We start from the raw sequence: 14,113 nt of genomic DNA, 5'->3' as shown, positions 1-14,113 counted from the left end.
CGCGGTGCACGTCGACTTGATGCTCGATTCACTGGAGGGGCTGTCGGTGGGGGACGCGCTGGGTGCGGAATTCCCCGTCATGGGCCGGTCGATTCCCGACCTTCGGGCAGGCGACCTCCCGGCCGGGCCATGGGGATGGACCGATGACACCGAAATGGCCTGCGTCGTGGTCGCCGAACTCCACCGGCACGGTGGAATCGACCAGGATCGGCTCGCCGCCGCTTTCGCCAAACGGTTCGAGCCGCACCGAGACTACGGCTTCGCGACGGTGGCCACGTTGCGTCGAATCCGGGACGGTGTGCACTGGCGGGAGGCTGCCGGGGCCGCGTTCGATCGCCAGGGTTCCTGTGGCAACGGCGCGGCCATGCGGGTCGCCCCGCTGGGTGCCTTCTACGCCGGCGACCCGGAAAAAGCCGCCACCGAAGCGGTTCGCTCGGCCCAGGTGACGCATCTGCATCCCGAAGGGGTCATCGGCGCGGTCGCGGTGGCGCTCGCGGCCGGTCGGGCCGCGCATGCCCGACTGACCGGGACACGGCCCGCGCCAAAGGAATTCATCACCGCTGTCCTCGACCGCCTCGACGACGGTGATACGAGCCGACAGATCCGCCGTGCCCGTGACCTGCTCGGAGCCCCCGTCGAGGAGGCCGCGAACGAACTCGGTAACGGGTCTCTGGTGACCGCGCAGAACACGGTGCCGTTCACGATGTGGGTCGCGGCAACATATCTGGACGACTATCCGACCGCGATCGCCACGTGTATCGCGGCAGACGGAGATATCGACACCACCAGCGCCATTGTCGGCGGGATCGTCGCCGCCTACACCGGCGGCCACCCCGATCCGGTCGCCGGGGTGCCGCAGATGTGGCTTGCCGCGCGAGAACCGTTGCCCGACTGGTTCGACCGGGTCCGCCGAACACCACGGCACAAGAATTCCGGATTCGGCCGTATTCGAAGGTGGTTGTCCGGCGCGTCATGAGGGTGACCAACCGGTCGGGTCGGTGCGGGTCGGCGTGTCATATGGCCGCTTCGGCCGGTTCCTCGCCGCCGCCGACCCGTTCGCCGCATCCGCGAGTGCCGACCAGCGTCCGGTCCGGATCGGCGCGCAGGGTGGTCAACGAGTCGAGCATGTAGTTCTGCCGTATCCGCCAGGGCGCGCGCTCGCACTGCTGCGGGAAGGCGCCGATGGAGCGCTGGATGTATCCGGAGGCCAGGTCCAGCAGCGGTCGCGCGGCGAGGTCGGTGTCGGGGTGCGGCTGCACCGCGGTGTGGCCGCGGCGCTCCATCCAGGACAGGACCTTGCAGACCAGCCGATGAGGCGTTGGTGTAACCAATGCAGATCGCGAAGTTCGGCACTCCGGTGATCGTCACGCCGTTCCATACGAACTGGTCGGACAGGTCGTACGGCAGGGTGAAGGGGATGGTCGGCTTCGCCGAACAGTCGGGGCTGTCCCGCGCCGCCCGGCGGTGGTGGGACGCCTCGGCTCGCGAAGTGCGCATACGGCATTCCGCCGTCGACCGTCGGTCGCCGCCGCGTCCCTCAGTGCCCGGCCGAACCCCCGAGGGTCGAGTCCGACGCGGGAACCGCATGACGACGGGAGCGGCCCTGCAGGAGCCGTAGCACCCGCGGATAGCGGGCCGGCAGAAGTCGGACGACGAGGTCCGGCACGACGGCCGAGGCGGCGATGAGAACCCGGGGCCTGCGCTTGCGGACGCCTTCGAGGATCGCGGTGGCCGCCTTGTCGGCCGGGTAGGTCAGCAGCTTCTCGAACGCCTCCTTGCCCGCCTTCTCCTCCTCGGCCGAGATGCCGGCCGCCACCCGGGCCGTTTCGGCGATGCGGGTGCGGACACCGCCCGGGTGCACGACGGTCACACCGATCCCCTCGGGCGCGAGCTCCTGACGCAGCACCTCGCTGAAGCCGCGCAATGCGTACCTACTGGCCGAGTAGGCCGACTGCCCCGCCACGCCGATGAGGCCGTAGACGCTGGACACGTTGACGATATGGCTGCCGGGCGACTGCCGCAGCTCCGGCAGCAGTCCCCGGCACAGGGCGACCGGCGCCCTGAAGTTGACCGCCATCACCCAGTCGAACTCTTCGGCCGTGACATCGGAGAAACGACCACCCAGCGCGACGCCGGCATTGTTGATCAACAGGGCCGGCGACGGCGAGACGGCGAGTATCCGGTCGATCAGCGCCGGAATGAGCGAGACATCCGCCAGGTCGGCGACCTCGGTGTGTACCGCGAGAGCGGGCCGGCGCTCGCGGACTCTCCTCGCCACCGCTTCGAGCCGGGCGGCGTCACGGTCGATGAGCACCAGGTGGGTACCACGCTCGGCGAGCTGGTAGGCCATCTGCTCGCCCATGCCGCTCGCGGCACCGGTCAGCACCGCGTGGGCGCCGTCGAAACCGAAGGGGGTGAGAGCCATAGTGGGTTCCTTTCTGCATCCGGTCAGTGGTCCGGGGCAGGCTCTCCGTAGCTGTCTGCCCTGGAACGCGTTTCGCTGTCGACGACTCGGTGTTCGAGAGCCCGGTCATACACCCCTTGTCACGCACGATGCGGAGGAAGACCAGATCTCACCGGAATCGGTGATCCGTCGCTGTGGACGCCCTCGGCACCCCAGCGCGAGTGCGGGAGGCGCATGCGAGAATCGGCGCGATGCTCACCTATTTTCAAGCGACCGTGATCGGCGCGGTGCAGGGTGTCACCGAACTATTTCCCATCTCGAGCCTGGGCCACTCCGTGCTCATCGCCGGTTGGCTCGGAGGTAACTGGAGTACGCTGCTGGACCCGGAGGAATCCGCCACGGACAGCCCGTATCTGGCGTTCGTGGTCGCTTTGCACGTAGCGACGGCGGTGGCACTGCTCGGCCACTACCACCGTGACTGGTACGCGATCGTAACCGGTTTCGTCTCCACGCTGAGCACCGGGCGCCTCGACACCGTTCCCAAACGGCTCGCCTGGCTGATCGTGGTCGCCTCACTCCCGGTCGCGGTGTTCGGGCCACTGCTCTTCGATACCCTGCACGAACTGTTCGGCGCGCCCATCTACGCGGCGTCCTTCCTGACCCTCAACGGCATCGTGCTGATGGTCGGCGAGGGGCTGCGTCGGCGCAACGAGCCGTCATTGGCGGACTACGGACGGCGGTTCGCCCTGCGCCACTCCTACCGGGGGGGGCGATAACCACGGTCACGAACCCGCCGCGCCAATCCGACCGACCGTTGGGGGTTCCGGTAGTAATCGCCGAAAATCCAACGAAGTTCGGCATTTCGGCGATTACTACCGGAACCCCGTGACCTTGCCCAGCCAGTTCGGTTGGTGGCTGCCCAGGAAAAACCTCACGACCTACCCGTTCTGTGTCTCTGCCGTGTTCGTGTCGTCGCCCTGGGCGCGGTAGCGGTAGAGGGTCGCGCGTGACACCCCGAACGCCTCGGCCACCTCATCGACCGGTTGGCCGGCGTCCAGCGCCGCAGCGGCCGCGGTGAGCTGGGCCGCGGTGAGCTTGCGCGGCCGCCCGGGTTGCTTGCCGTGCGCGGCGGCGACTTCATGCGCGTGCGCGGCCCGCTCCCGCATAAAAACCCGTTCCATGTGCGCGAACAGGGCCAGCAGCGCCACGGCGAGCTCGGCCATGGGTGAGGTATCGGTGGTGTCGATCGGGATCGGGTCACGCAAGGTCTTGATTCCGATGCCCCGCTCGCGCAGTTCGTGCACGACGTTGAGGCATTCGCGCAGGTTGCGCCCGAGCCGGTCAAGAGTCAGCGTTACGATCGTGTCCCCGGGCCGGGCGTAGTCCAGCATCTCGGCGAACCGCGGCCGGTCGATGGTGGCGCCGGTCTTGCGATCGGCGTAGATCCGCTCCGAGGGAATCCCGTACTCGCCGAGGGCAACCAACTGTCGCTCGAGGTCCTGGTGGGTGGTGGAGACACGGGCATAGCCGAGATCCATCTATGCGCCTTTCTGCCCGGTGGGAGTCGGGGCGTACCCGCTGCCCAGTGCGCGCGCGAACAACAGCTCTTCCTTGTGCCGTACCGCCGTCGTGCGGCGGGCGGTACCGATCGGCCCGCGGCGACCGCGTACCAGCACGCTGGTCCGGCCGGGTTGCGCGTGCACGACCCAGGTATCGGCGAGGTCGAATGCGGTGAGCGTCAGCGTCGTCGGTTGCCGGGAGCCGGTGGCCACCCAGAGCCCGGCACCGTAGCCGGCCAGGGCGTCGAGGGCATCCGACGCCGCCGAGGGCGTGGTGGCGGGCGACACGAAGCCGACAATCGCCACCGCCGACCGGGGCGGTGGTGCGCCGAGGTCCTCGGTCCACGCCTCCCAGAGGGTGAGGGTGGAGCGGTCGAGCTCCGGCCCCTGCCCTTTGCTTACGCGCTCGTCCCACACGCACGGATCAACGGTGACGACCGGATACACCCCGAGTCACTGACCCTGGTTCTGGGCAGCACGACGCCGGGCCATCCGGCCGCACGGACGCCGTCGCGCACATGGTCGGGCACCGCTTCGCCGGTTCGCGTCGAACAGGTGTACCGCATATCGCCGCCTCACTCTCCTCACTCTGTCTCATTATTTTACATCGTAGCAAGATTATGCGACTGAGTTTTGAGCTTGACTTCTGAGACATTTCGACCTGCGAACTTCGGTCAGCCCGATGTCGATGTCTGAAGTTGTGTGCACAGATGTCGGAAGTCGCCTGCACGAACGGTGAGTGGGTTGTGTCAGGAGCCTGATCCAGTGCCGAGGGCCCGCAGCGCGGCGGCGCGGATCTCCCGCCGGGCCGCGTCGTCGAGTAGGCCCGCGTTCTCCTGCAGTGTGGGTATGACGGTCTGAGCGACGGCGAAGGCGGCCCGGGCGCGAACACGGTCGGCGGGCGTTGCGGTCGGGCCGGCGAGCAGATCGATGATCCGCCGGCACGCGGCATCGGCGGCGTGTTGCGGGATGAGGTCGACCACCGAAGGGTCGGTCGCGAATGCGACGAACAAGGCGCCGGTTTCGGCCGCGCCGTCGATGTAGTCGGCGAGGATCTGCGCTGGGCTCAGCCGCTGCGACTCGGCTCGCTCGATCAGCCGGGCTACGGCCGTGAACGGCGATTCCAGCAGTTCGGCGGTGATGCTCTCCTTCGTCTTGAAGTGGTAGAAGACCGCCGCCTTGCTGATGCCCACCGCCGCAGCGATGTCGGCGATCGAGGTCGCGGCGTATCCCTTGCGCAGGAACAGTTCCCGAGCTGCGGCCAGGATCTCGTCACGCCGGCCTGCGGTCACCGGGTGCTCGCCGGCATTGCCAGGACGATCTTGCCCTGGGCGTGCCCGCGTTCTGCGCGCTCGTGCGCACTGCGGGCGTCCTCCAGCGGGTAGACGCTGTCGATGGCGACCGTGAGCGTGCCGGCGTCGAACAGTTTGTTCAGTTCGCGCAGGTCCGCCCCGCTGGACTGCACCTGTCCGCCGACTCGCGCGATACCGCGCCGCGAAAGCTCTTCGGGCGGATAGAACCCCAGGGTGATGGGAACCAGACGGCCACCGTCGACGATGACCGACAGCCAGCGTGCGGAATCGACTCCCCCGACGCTGCCGACACAGTCGATCACGACATCCACCGTGCCGACGGCCCCGATCGGGTCTCCGGCGGTGTAGTCGACGAAAGTCTCGATCCCTAACTCGCGCAGGAACTTTTCGTGTCGACCCGACGCGACTGCGACAACCTCGGCACCGTGCAGCCGCGCCAGCTGCACTGCGAAATGACCGACCCCGCCCGCAGCGCCGACGACAAGCACACGCTCTCCCGGCGCAACCGCGCCGTGCCGGTGGATCTGCTGCCAGGCGGTCAGCGCCGCCATCGGCACGGCCGCCGCCTCGATGTGGCTGAGCCGGTGCGGTTTCGGCGCCAGGTCGGCGACCGGCACGTTCACATACTCCGCGTGTGTGCGGCCGGGGCCGCGACCGTCGAACGGCGGGAAGCGCACAAGACCATAGACCTGGTCCCCCACAGACAACTCGGCAACATCCGCGCCTACAGCAACGACTTGACCGGAGACGTCCGCGCCGGGAACTGACGGGCGCGCAATCGGAGGCCGGTACTGCGGCGGCAGGTCCGCGAACCCGCTCCGGCCGCGCAGGTCTGCGGGATTCACCCCGGCCGCATGCACCTCGAGCAACACCTCGCCGCTTCCCGGGGTCGGCCGGTCGATCTCTTCCACCCGCACCACCTCGGGACCGCCCGAGGTGAATACCACCACGGCCCGCATCGTCGTCATGCCAACCACAACCTTCCTACTCACGTCCTGACCGATCGGTCAGGAGTCTCATTGTGTAGCACCCTGACCGATCGGTCAAGCAGCCTCCGAGACGACCGTGTCCGGCGTGCCCTGCCCGTCTCGCGGAATCGTTTGGGGGCAAATGGGAATCGATTCGGGATGCGTGTCCATCTGGAGTACACCCCAAATAGACAACACCCGGCGAGACGAAACGCGTAAAAATAGAATCCCCTATCCGTTTGATTGACAGTTGTCCACTGGGTTTATAGAGTCCAGATTGACAATCCGTCGGCGGGAAGGGATTTCGGGATGCGGGTCGGCTATATCCGGGTGAGCACACTCGACCAGAACACCGTCCGACAGCTCGACGGCATCGACGTCGAAAAGACCTTCGTCGACAAGGCCTCCGGCAAAGACACCAGCCGGCCCAAACTCGACGAGCTGCTCGCGTTCGTCCGCGAGGGCGACGAGGTGATTGTGCACTCCATGGACCGGCTCGCCCGCAACCTCGACGACCTCCGCCGACTCGTCCGCATCCTGACCGGCAAGGGCGTGAAGGTGGTGTTCGTCAAGGAATCGCTGACCTTCACCGGCGAGGACTCCCCCATGGCTAACCTCCTGCTGTCGGTGATGGGCACGTTCGCCGAGTTCGAACGCGCCCTGATCCTGGAACGTCAACGCGAAGGCATCGCCGCCGCGAAAGCCCGCGGCACCTACACCGGCCGCGCGCCAGCGCTGACCACCGAGCAGATCACCCAACTGCGTGAGCGCGCCGCGGCCGGAGAGTCGAAGTCGGTGCTGGCCGCCGAGTTCGGCGTCACCCGCCAAACGGTCTACAACTACCTGCGCACTCCTGCGCCGCGGTGAATACGGTTTCGCCTCGCACCGCTGCGCTGGATCTGCGGGAGCCGGCCGTGTTCGAGATCGCGGCGTGAGCTCGCGATCCTGCTGGAAGCCGGTGCCGAGGGGACCGTCGAGTGTGTAGCAGGCCGCAAGAACCCTCCGATTGGGTGGTTCCTGCTCCATGCCGTTACGTAATTCGCGCAGCGCATTCGCGTAGCTACGGTCCTCGAATATGCCTCGCTATCTGCAAGGATGCCCGGCTTTGACATGACGCGCTCGGCGCGCCTATTCTCTTCTCACATCGGGCACACGTGTGTCCAGGAGAGCCCCAAACCCTTTCGGTTGGGGCTTTTTTCGTTTCACCAGGCCCTCGGCGACATGCCGGGGGCCTTTGTCGTTTCTGGAAGGGGCTTCATGTCGGTCAGTACTATCGCCACCGGATGGACGGTGTTCTGGGTGCAGCTGCCGGTGCTCGTCCTCGCCGTAGCGGTCATCATCGTGGCCACCACTGCCCTGCGCCGCGCCCGCCCGGAGGATGTGCCCAGAGTGTTCGAGGCCTTCGCGGCCGCGTTCGGACGCCGCACCAATCGCGCGCACCGCGCCCGCGGTCGGCGCAAGACCGAAGCGCAGCAGAACTCGAACCAGGAGATCCGATGACCCGGCGGCGCAGGCGAGGAGACTCGGTCGGCGACCACGTCTCCCACCAGCTCACCTGGGAAAAAGCCGACCAATTCTTCGCGGACATCTTCCACGGATTCTTCTACGACCTTCCCGGCCTGCTCGAAATCGCTGAGCAGAGCCACCGATCAAAGGTCGATACATCTATGTTGCGCTACGTGCTCAAGGCGCTACGGCAGCCCGAACTGCGCGGCATGTTCGCTGCAGACGAGTCGTCCCCGACTCGGGCGAAGTCATGTAAGGCGTGCGGCTGGCCCCTGCCACAACCAGGGCCCGGTACGCGTGGCCGCCGCCCCGAGCACTGCAATCCCGCGTGCAAGCAGCTCGCCTACCGGCGCCGGAAAGGACAGAAACCCCAGACGCCGGTCAGGCCCACCATCCCCCTGCTCTTCACGCTCTTCGAGCTGGAGGTCGAGCTACTCCGCGAATCCGCTCACCGGGCCGTCGAAGAGCGCCACCGTGACCATGCCGCCGGTTCGATGACCGGCGAGCAAGGTGAACGGCGATAACCCGTCGGCGTACCGCGAACCAGGGGTGCCAGTAAGAATCGTGTCACCAGGTACATGAAGACTCTCGATTCGTGGTTGCGGAGCGTTGGCGCGGTGTAGCTTTCGCGCGTGATGAGGGAGCTGGATCAGGACGAGTTGATCGACCGTTGGACGCTGGTGGGCGACGAATTGAAGTTGGTCGAGACCAAGCGAGGCGCGGCGAAACTCGGGTTTGCCTTGATGCTGCGGTACTACACCGAGCACGGCCGGTTCCCGCGCGCCCGCTCCGATATCCCCGATGACGCGGTCGAGTACGTCGCCCGCCAAGTTGCCGTGGCTCGCACGGAGATCGCGTTCTACGAGTTCGACGGGCGCACCAGCAAGGCGCACCGTGCCCAGGTCCGCAAGGAGCTGGGCTTTCGCGAGTGTTCGGTGGCTGACTCCGAGGCGTTGACCGACTGGCTGATCGAGCATGTCACGCAGTCGGAGCGCGCGGCCGACGCGGTGCGCGAGCAGTTCCTGGCCCAGTGCCGAGTGGAGAAGATCGAGCCGCCGACCTCCGGCCGCATCGACCGGGTGGTGGCCTCGGCACTGCATCGCGGCGAAGAGTTGCTGTTCAAGCTGGTCGATTCCCGCATCGACGAACAGGTCAAGGCGCGGATGCGGGCGCTGATCGCGGACACCGGCGAGGTACTGGCGTCTATCCGGTCCGATCCCGGCAACGTCAGCCTGAACACGATGCTGGCCGAGATCGAGAAGCTTGCGGCGGTGCGCGCGGTCGGGTTGCCGGACGACGTGTTCGCCGGCATCGCGCCGAAGATCGTGACCGCCTGGCGCGGCCGGGCGGCGGTGGAATCGCCGAGCCATCTGCGCGACCACGCCCCGGAGGTGACGCACACACTGCTGGCGGCGCTGCTGCACTGCCGCCATGGCGAGTTGACCGACACGTTGGTGGATTTGTTGTGCGCGACGGTGCATCGGATCAACGCCCGCGCCGAGGTGCGGGTGACCAACCAGCTGATCAAGGAGTTCGAGCGGGTCACCGGCAAGGAGAATCTGCTGTTCCGGCTGGCCGAGGCCACGGTGGATTCCGGGGAGAAGCTGGTGCGTGACGCGGTGTATCCGGTGGCGTCTCAGTCGACGCTGCGGGATCTGGTGGCGGAGTTCAAGTCGTCGGGGCCGACGTATCAGCGGACGGTGAAAGCGACGTTGAAGGGCTCCTACACCGGCCATTACCGGGCCGGGCTGATCAAGCTGCTGGACGTGTTGGGGTTCCGCTCCAACAACACCGCGCACCGCCCGGTGCTCGACGCGCTGGAGCTGGTGACCCGCTACGCCGGTGCGGCGAACCTGCGGTACTACCCGCCCGAGGAGAACCCGCCGAGTCACCGCGGTTTGAACGCGGACTGGCAGGAGTTGGCGTATCAGCCTGACAAGCACGGCAAACGCCGGGTCGTGCGGATGGTGTACGAGGTCGCCACGTTCCAGGCATTGCGGGATCAGTTGCGGTGCAAGGAGATATGGGTGGTCGGCGCGGACAAGTGGCGTAACCCGGCCGAGGATCTGCCGGTCGACTTCGAGGCCCGGCGCACCGAGCATTACGAGGCGTTGCGCAAGCCGCTGGACCCGACGGAGTTCATCGCCGATCTGCAAGCCGAGATGCGCGCCGATCTGGACGCGCTGCATGAGGCGCTGCCCAACTGCCCGTGGCTCGACATCCGCGAACGCCGTTCGGGGGCGATCAAATTGACGCCGATCCCGAAAGCGGCGGAGCCCCGAAACCTTCGGAAGCTGAAGAGGGCGGTGCGCACCCGGTGGGGCGTGGTGCCGTTGATCGACGTATTGAAGGAGGCGGTGCTACGCACCGGATGTCTGCGGGCGGTCACGTCGGTGGCCGACCGGGGCCACCTGCCTGAGGAGGTGCTGGCCGAGCGGATGCTGTTGGGGATCTACGCCTACGGCACCAACACCGGCATCCGTTCGGTGTCCGGCGGCGAGCACGGCCACAGCGAGGACGACATCCGCTACGTGCGGCGTCGCTACCTGAGCGTGGAGGCGGCGCGGCAGATCGCCATCGAGATCGCCAACGCCACCTTCCGGGTCCGTCGGGCCAGCGTGTGGGGCGAGGGCTCCACCGCAGTGGCCAGCGACTCGACGCATTTCGGGTCGTGGGACCAGAACATGTTCACCGAGTGGCACTCCCGCTACGGCGGGCGCGGGGTGCTGATCTACTGGTCGGTGGAGAAGGGCTCGGTCGTGGTCCACTCGCAGCTGCTCAACTGCACAGCCAGCGAGGTCCACGCGATGGTGGAGGGCACGATCCACCACGGCACCGAGATGCACGTGGCAGGCAACTACGTCGACTCGCACGGGCAGTCCGAGATCGGGTTCGGCATCACCCGGCTGCTCGGGTTCGACCTGCTGCCCCGGATCAAGCGGATCAACAAATGCAGGCTGTACCGGCCCGCCGCCGGCGAGACGGGGCTGTGGCCCGACCTGGGACCCGCGCTGACAAGGCCGATTCGTTGGGATCTGATCGCGCAGCAGTACGACCAGATGCTCAAATACGCCACCGCGATCCGCACCCGAACCGCCTCGACGGAGGCCATCCTGCGACGGTTCATGAAGGCCAACGCCAATCACCCCACGTATCAGGCGATGATCGAGCTGGGGCGGGTGCAGAAGACGATCTTCCTGTGCCGCTACCTGCGCAGCCGGGAGCTGCAACGCGAGATCGAGTCGGGCTTGAACGTGGTCGAGTCGTGGAACCGCGCCAACAAGGTGCTGTTCTACGGCAAGACCGGCGAGATGGCCAGCAACAGCCGCGACGAACAGGAACTCAGCGTGCTGTGCCTGAAGATCACCCAGGCCGCGCTTGTCTATGTCAACACTTTGATGATCCAAGACCTGCTCGATGACCCAGACTGCGCTGACATACTCGCGACCGACGCCGACCGCCGCGGCCTGACACCGCTGTTCTGGGAGCACATCCTGCCGTACGGGGAGGTCAAGCTGAACATGACAAACGGGCTCACCCTCAGCGGCGCAGGCTGATCAGCCCAGGCCCATCGCCCGCTCGATGTCGACCAGGCCCGCGTCGAACGCGGTGGGCTCGGTTGTGGTCTGATCAGGTGAGGCGGTGACCGCCGTCCACATGCAGCAAGGTCGCGGTGATGAACGGGTTGCGCATGACGGCCAGAAATGCCTGGGCGATGTCGTCGGGAGTGCCGATGCGGCGGGCAGGCAGTCGGCGGGCCAGGTCGGCGAACGCCGCTTGCTTGTCCATGCCGAGCGAGTCCCAGATGGGGGTGTCCACCCAGCCGGGTGATATCACGTTCACCCGCACCGGTGCCATTTCGATGGCCAGCCCGTACACGAGAGAGGCCAGCGCACCGTTGGCCGCGGCCATGATCGTGTTCGATCCATTCGGTCGATACGCGTTGATACCCGAGGTGAAGGTGAGCGATCCAGTCACTTTCCCGGTCGCGTGCTTGCCGACCAGCCATGCACCCAGCAGTTTGGTGTCCAGGACCGAACGGGCTGTGTCGGTGGAGACCTGGGTTGTCGGGCCGTACACGCCGGTGGCATCGGCCGCGGTCACAATCACGTGATCCACCTGCCGGTCGCCGACGAACAGTTCGGCCACCTCCTCCTCCCGACTGATGTCGGCTCGTCTCGTGTGCACCCCGCCGTCTCCGGCGTGCTCCAGTCCGGCGCGCGCCGCGGCGAGCCGGTCGGCGGATCGGCCGACGATGGTCACATCTTCGCCCTCTGCGACGAGGACACGAGCCAGGGCCAATCCCATCCCGGAAGCGCCACCGATGATCATTGTCTCAGTCATAGCCGCGAGATTGCGCCGCTGTCGGATGCCGGGGAAGGCCGCGCTGTTCCTGGGTGTGCTACGGCCAGGCAGCAGCGGCTGGGTGAGTGGCACACTCGATCTGTGAACGCAATGGCCGAGTTCCTTCGGGTCCGGCGTGGGTCGATCGGCCCCGCGGAGGTGGGCTTGCCGGTCGGACCGGGCAATCGGCGGACCCCTGGGCTGCGTCGTGAAGAGCTGGCTGCGCTTGCCGGGGTCAGCGTGGACTACTACACGCGAATCGAGCAAGGCCGGGAAACCGCGCCCAGCGACGCGGTCCTCGGCGCGTTGGCCAGGGCGTTGCGACTGACCGCCGACGAGCACGCTCACCTGCTCGCTCTCGCAGACCGAACCGCCGGTCGCTCGCCGCGACGGCGCCCCGCCGATCTCCGGCCGGTCCGGCCCGGCTTGCAATTGTTGCTGGAGTCGGTTCGGCCCAGCCCGGCCTACGTGCTCAACGATGTCAACGATGTGCTGGCGGCCAATCCGGAGGGTTTCGCGCTTATGCCTGGCCTCGACGACTGGCCCGCAGCGGCCCGCAACACGATTCGCTACACTTTTCTGCACCCCACCGCCAAGATGCTGTTCGCCGACTGGGACCGGGTGGCCCGCAACACTGTCGCACACCTGCGCTCGGTCGAACCCGCTTCCGCACAACCCGTTGCCGAGCTCGTCGATGAGTTGTCCGCGGCCAGCAGCGAATTCGCTGCTCTGTGGCGGCGGCACGAGGTGTGGGTCAAGCGCGGCGGTGAGACGGCATTCCGGCACCCGTTCATCGGTCAGGTCACCCTCGCCAACGAAATACTCCACCACACCAGCGACGAGCAACGAATGCTGCTCTACCAAGCCCCGCCAGGCACAGCAGAACACGACGCCCTGACACTGCTGTCCATGACCACCCAAAACGCCGGCGCCCCATAACGGAAACGAGGGCGCTCTCCGAGGCCGTTCCACATCCTTGGAAGTGGAACGACCGAACGGTGGGGACTCCCGTCGACCTCGACCAGGTACGACCGGGCCGAAATTCGTTCCGGAAGTCGTTCCGCCGAATCCGTTCCGAAAGGCCCGTACGGAGTCGAATTCCGGTACATTTCGGGCATGGCAAGCACGGCGGCGCATCCGTCCGGCGGACTCGAACTCGGCTACGCCCGAGTCTCCACCACCAAACAGAGCCTTGAACGCCAACTCGACGCCCTCGCCGCCTCCGGACTGCCCGACGAACGGATCTACGTCGACAAGAAGACCGGAGCCACCGTCGACCGACCCGGCCTGACCAAACTGCTCCAATACGCGCGCCCAGGCGACACCATCGTCGCCTACACCCTCGATCGCCTCGGCCGGAACCTGCGCGAGGTACTGAACCTCGTTCACGACCTGAACGACAAAGGGATCGGCGTGCGCACCCTAGCCGACCCGATCCCGATCAACACCGCCGACGAAGGCATGGCCCGCATCGCGTTCCTGCTGCTCGCGCTGTTCGCCGAAATGGAACGCACCTTCACCGCCGAACGCGCCGGCCACGCCCGCGCCGTCGCCGAAGCCAAAGGCCGCCACATCGGCCGACCCACCGCCTGGCCCGACGACAAAATCGACTACGCCCGCCTGCTGCGCGACCAAGGCAGCAGCCTCGGCGAAATCACTGCCAAAACCGGAATCCCGAAGACATCCCTGCACCGCTACCTCGGCGCTGCCGGCGGCGACTGAGCTGGCTTGGACACGAGGCCGGCTTCCGGAGAATCGGACCCGGAGCACCGACCATACTCGCCACCAACGACATTCGAGATCGTCAAGCGTCCGACCAGGGACAACCCCGTTGCATGTACCTGGTGACACGATTCTTACCGGCACCCCAACCAGGGCGAGACCATGCGGACTTGGTCAACCACCGAGCCGCCCTCCAACTACGGATCAGTGGCCACGCTCGGAGACACGATTGATGAACAGGCGTCTCACATCGAACGCGCTGGTGATTTCGGCCAGTAGCTCGTTGTCCATCAACCG

Annotated in this window: 15 protein-coding genes; 8 read left to right on the top strand and 7 right to left on the bottom strand. The window is 66.8% G+C overall.

The window, feature by feature from the left end; translation table 11 throughout:
- Positions 1-4 precede the first annotated feature (4 nt).
- Positions 5-976, top strand: a complete 972-nt coding sequence (locus ON20_RS22050; RefSeq protein WP_245547385.1) for an ADP-ribosylglycohydrolase family protein — start codon at positions 5-7, stop codon at positions 974-976.
- Between the two features lie 37 nt (positions 977-1,013).
- Here the strand turns inward: ON20_RS22050 and ON20_RS22045 are convergent, their stop codons facing one another.
- A complete protein-coding gene (locus tag ON20_RS22045) occupies positions 1,014-1,283 on the bottom strand; it encodes a hypothetical protein (protein WP_040838218.1) in 270 nt (89 codons plus the stop codon).
- A gap of 254 nt (positions 1,284-1,537) precedes the next feature.
- Positions 1,538-2,425 carry an SDR family NAD(P)-dependent oxidoreductase gene (locus ON20_RS22040; RefSeq protein WP_040838216.1) on the bottom strand — a complete coding sequence of 296 codons (888 nt, stop codon included), beginning with the start codon at positions 2,423-2,425 and terminating at the stop codon, positions 1,538-1,540.
- A gap of 230 nt (positions 2,426-2,655) precedes the next feature.
- On the opposite strand from ON20_RS22040, the gene ON20_RS22035 reads away from it, so the two are divergent.
- Positions 2,656-3,180: an undecaprenyl-diphosphate phosphatase gene (locus tag ON20_RS22035; protein ID WP_083865134.1), complete on the top strand. Its 525-nt coding sequence runs from the start codon at positions 2,656-2,658 to the stop codon at positions 3,178-3,180.
- 162 nt (positions 3,181-3,342) lie between these two features.
- Here the strand turns inward: ON20_RS22035 and ON20_RS22030 are convergent, their stop codons facing one another.
- From ON20_RS22030 to ON20_RS22015, 4 genes are all read right to left on the bottom strand, one after another.
- Positions 3,343-3,942, bottom strand: a complete 600-nt coding sequence (locus ON20_RS22030; RefSeq protein ID WP_040838214.1) for a recombinase family protein — start codon at positions 3,940-3,942, stop codon at positions 3,343-3,345.
- Positions 3,943-4,380, bottom strand: a complete 438-nt coding sequence (locus ON20_RS22025; RefSeq protein ID WP_157228941.1) for a hypothetical protein — start codon at positions 4,378-4,380, stop codon at positions 3,943-3,945.
- Between the two features lie 332 nt (positions 4,381-4,712).
- Positions 4,713-5,255, bottom strand: a complete 543-nt coding sequence (locus ON20_RS22020; RefSeq protein WP_040838210.1) for a TetR/AcrR family transcriptional regulator — start codon at positions 5,253-5,255, stop codon at positions 4,713-4,715.
- On the bottom strand, positions 5,252-6,244 hold the full coding sequence (locus tag ON20_RS22015) for an NADP-dependent oxidoreductase (RefSeq protein WP_218002586.1): 993 nt from the start codon (positions 6,242-6,244) through the stop codon (positions 5,252-5,254). Before ON20_RS22015 ends, ON20_RS22020 begins: the two co-directional genes overlap by 4 nt.
- Positions 6,245-6,553: 309 nt before the next feature.
- On the opposite strand from ON20_RS22015, the gene ON20_RS22010 reads away from it, so the two are divergent.
- From ON20_RS22010 to ON20_RS21995, 4 genes are all read left to right on the top strand, one after another.
- On the top strand, positions 6,554-7,111 hold the full coding sequence (locus ON20_RS22010; RefSeq protein WP_040838208.1) for a recombinase family protein: 558 nt from the start codon (positions 6,554-6,556) through the stop codon (positions 7,109-7,111).
- 390 nt (positions 7,112-7,501) lie between these two features.
- Positions 7,502-7,744 carry a hypothetical protein gene (locus tag ON20_RS22005; RefSeq protein WP_040838206.1) on the top strand — a complete coding sequence of 81 codons (243 nt, stop codon included), beginning with the start codon at positions 7,502-7,504 and terminating at the stop codon, positions 7,742-7,744.
- Complete coding sequence (locus ON20_RS22000) at positions 7,741-8,274, top strand: hypothetical protein (protein ID WP_040838205.1); 534 nt, start codon at positions 7,741-7,743, stop codon at positions 8,272-8,274. Before ON20_RS22005 ends, ON20_RS22000 begins: the two co-directional genes overlap by 4 nt.
- 111 nt (positions 8,275-8,385) lie before the next feature.
- Positions 8,386-11,307: a Tn3 family transposase gene (locus ON20_RS21995; protein WP_245547387.1), complete on the top strand. Its 2,922-nt coding sequence runs from the start codon at positions 8,386-8,388 to the stop codon at positions 11,305-11,307.
- Positions 11,308-11,380: 73 nt separating this feature from the next.
- Here the strand turns inward: ON20_RS21995 and ON20_RS35815 are convergent, their stop codons facing one another.
- Entirely contained in the window at positions 11,381-12,094 is a 714-nt protein-coding gene (locus ON20_RS35815; protein ID WP_040838201.1) for an SDR family oxidoreductase, read from the bottom strand.
- 111 nt (positions 12,095-12,205) lie between these two features.
- Between ON20_RS35815 and ON20_RS35810 the strand changes: the two genes are divergently transcribed.
- Both ON20_RS35810 and ON20_RS21980 read left to right on the top strand, forming a co-directional pair.
- Entirely contained in the window at positions 12,206-13,033 is an 828-nt protein-coding gene (locus ON20_RS35810; RefSeq protein WP_040838198.1) for a helix-turn-helix domain-containing protein, read from the top strand.
- Positions 13,034-13,210: 177 nt separating this feature from the next.
- Positions 13,211-13,816, top strand: coding sequence for a recombinase family protein (locus tag ON20_RS21980; protein ID WP_051163063.1), 606 nt, complete (start codon positions 13,211-13,213; stop codon positions 13,814-13,816).
- Positions 13,817-14,113: the final 297 nt, after the last annotated feature.

It is taken from the genome of Nocardia brevicatena NBRC 12119, from assembly GCF_000308495.1.
Lineage (GTDB): Bacteria > Actinomycetota > Actinomycetes > Mycobacteriales > Mycobacteriaceae > Nocardia > Nocardia brevicatena.
The sequence above is the reverse complement of the archived record's forward strand: the minus strand, read 5'-3'. Positions and strand labels throughout refer to the sequence as shown.

Bases quoted from the DNA above. Each gene is read 5' to 3' on its own strand.
- ON20_RS22045 (WP_040838218.1), bottom strand. From the start codon at position 1,283: ATGGAGCGCCGCGGCCACACCGCGGTGCAGCCGCACCCCGACACCGAC.
- ON20_RS22040 (WP_040838216.1), bottom strand. From the start codon at position 2,425: ATGGCTCTCACCCCCTTCGGTTTCGACGGCGCCCACGCGGTGCTGACC.
- ON20_RS22035 (WP_083865134.1), top strand. From the start codon at position 2,656: ATGCTCACCTATTTTCAAGCGACCGTGATCGGCGCGGTGCAGGGTGTC.
- ON20_RS22030 (WP_040838214.1), bottom strand. From the start codon at position 3,942: ATGGATCTCGGCTATGCCCGTGTCTCCACCACCCACCAGGACCTCGAG.
- ON20_RS22015 (WP_218002586.1), bottom strand. From the start codon at position 6,244: ATGACGACGATGCGGGCCGTGGTGGTATTCACCTCGGGCGGTCCCGAG.
- ON20_RS22010 (WP_040838208.1), top strand. From the start codon at position 6,554: ATGCGGGTCGGCTATATCCGGGTGAGCACACTCGACCAGAACACCGTC.
- ON20_RS22005 (WP_040838206.1), top strand. From the start codon at position 7,502: ATGTCGGTCAGTACTATCGCCACCGGATGGACGGTGTTCTGGGTGCAG.
- ON20_RS22000 (WP_040838205.1), top strand. From the start codon at position 7,741: ATGACCCGGCGGCGCAGGCGAGGAGACTCGGTCGGCGACCACGTCTCC.
- ON20_RS21995 (WP_245547387.1), top strand. From the start codon at position 8,386: ATGAGGGAGCTGGATCAGGACGAGTTGATCGACCGTTGGACGCTGGTG.
- ON20_RS35815 (WP_040838201.1), bottom strand. From the start codon at position 12,094: ATGACTGAGACAATGATCATCGGTGGCGCTTCCGGGATGGGATTGGCC.
- ON20_RS35810 (WP_040838198.1), top strand. From the start codon at position 12,206: ATGGCCGAGTTCCTTCGGGTCCGGCGTGGGTCGATCGGCCCCGCGGAG.
- ON20_RS21980 (WP_051163063.1), top strand. From the start codon at position 13,211: ATGGCAAGCACGGCGGCGCATCCGTCCGGCGGACTCGAACTCGGCTAC.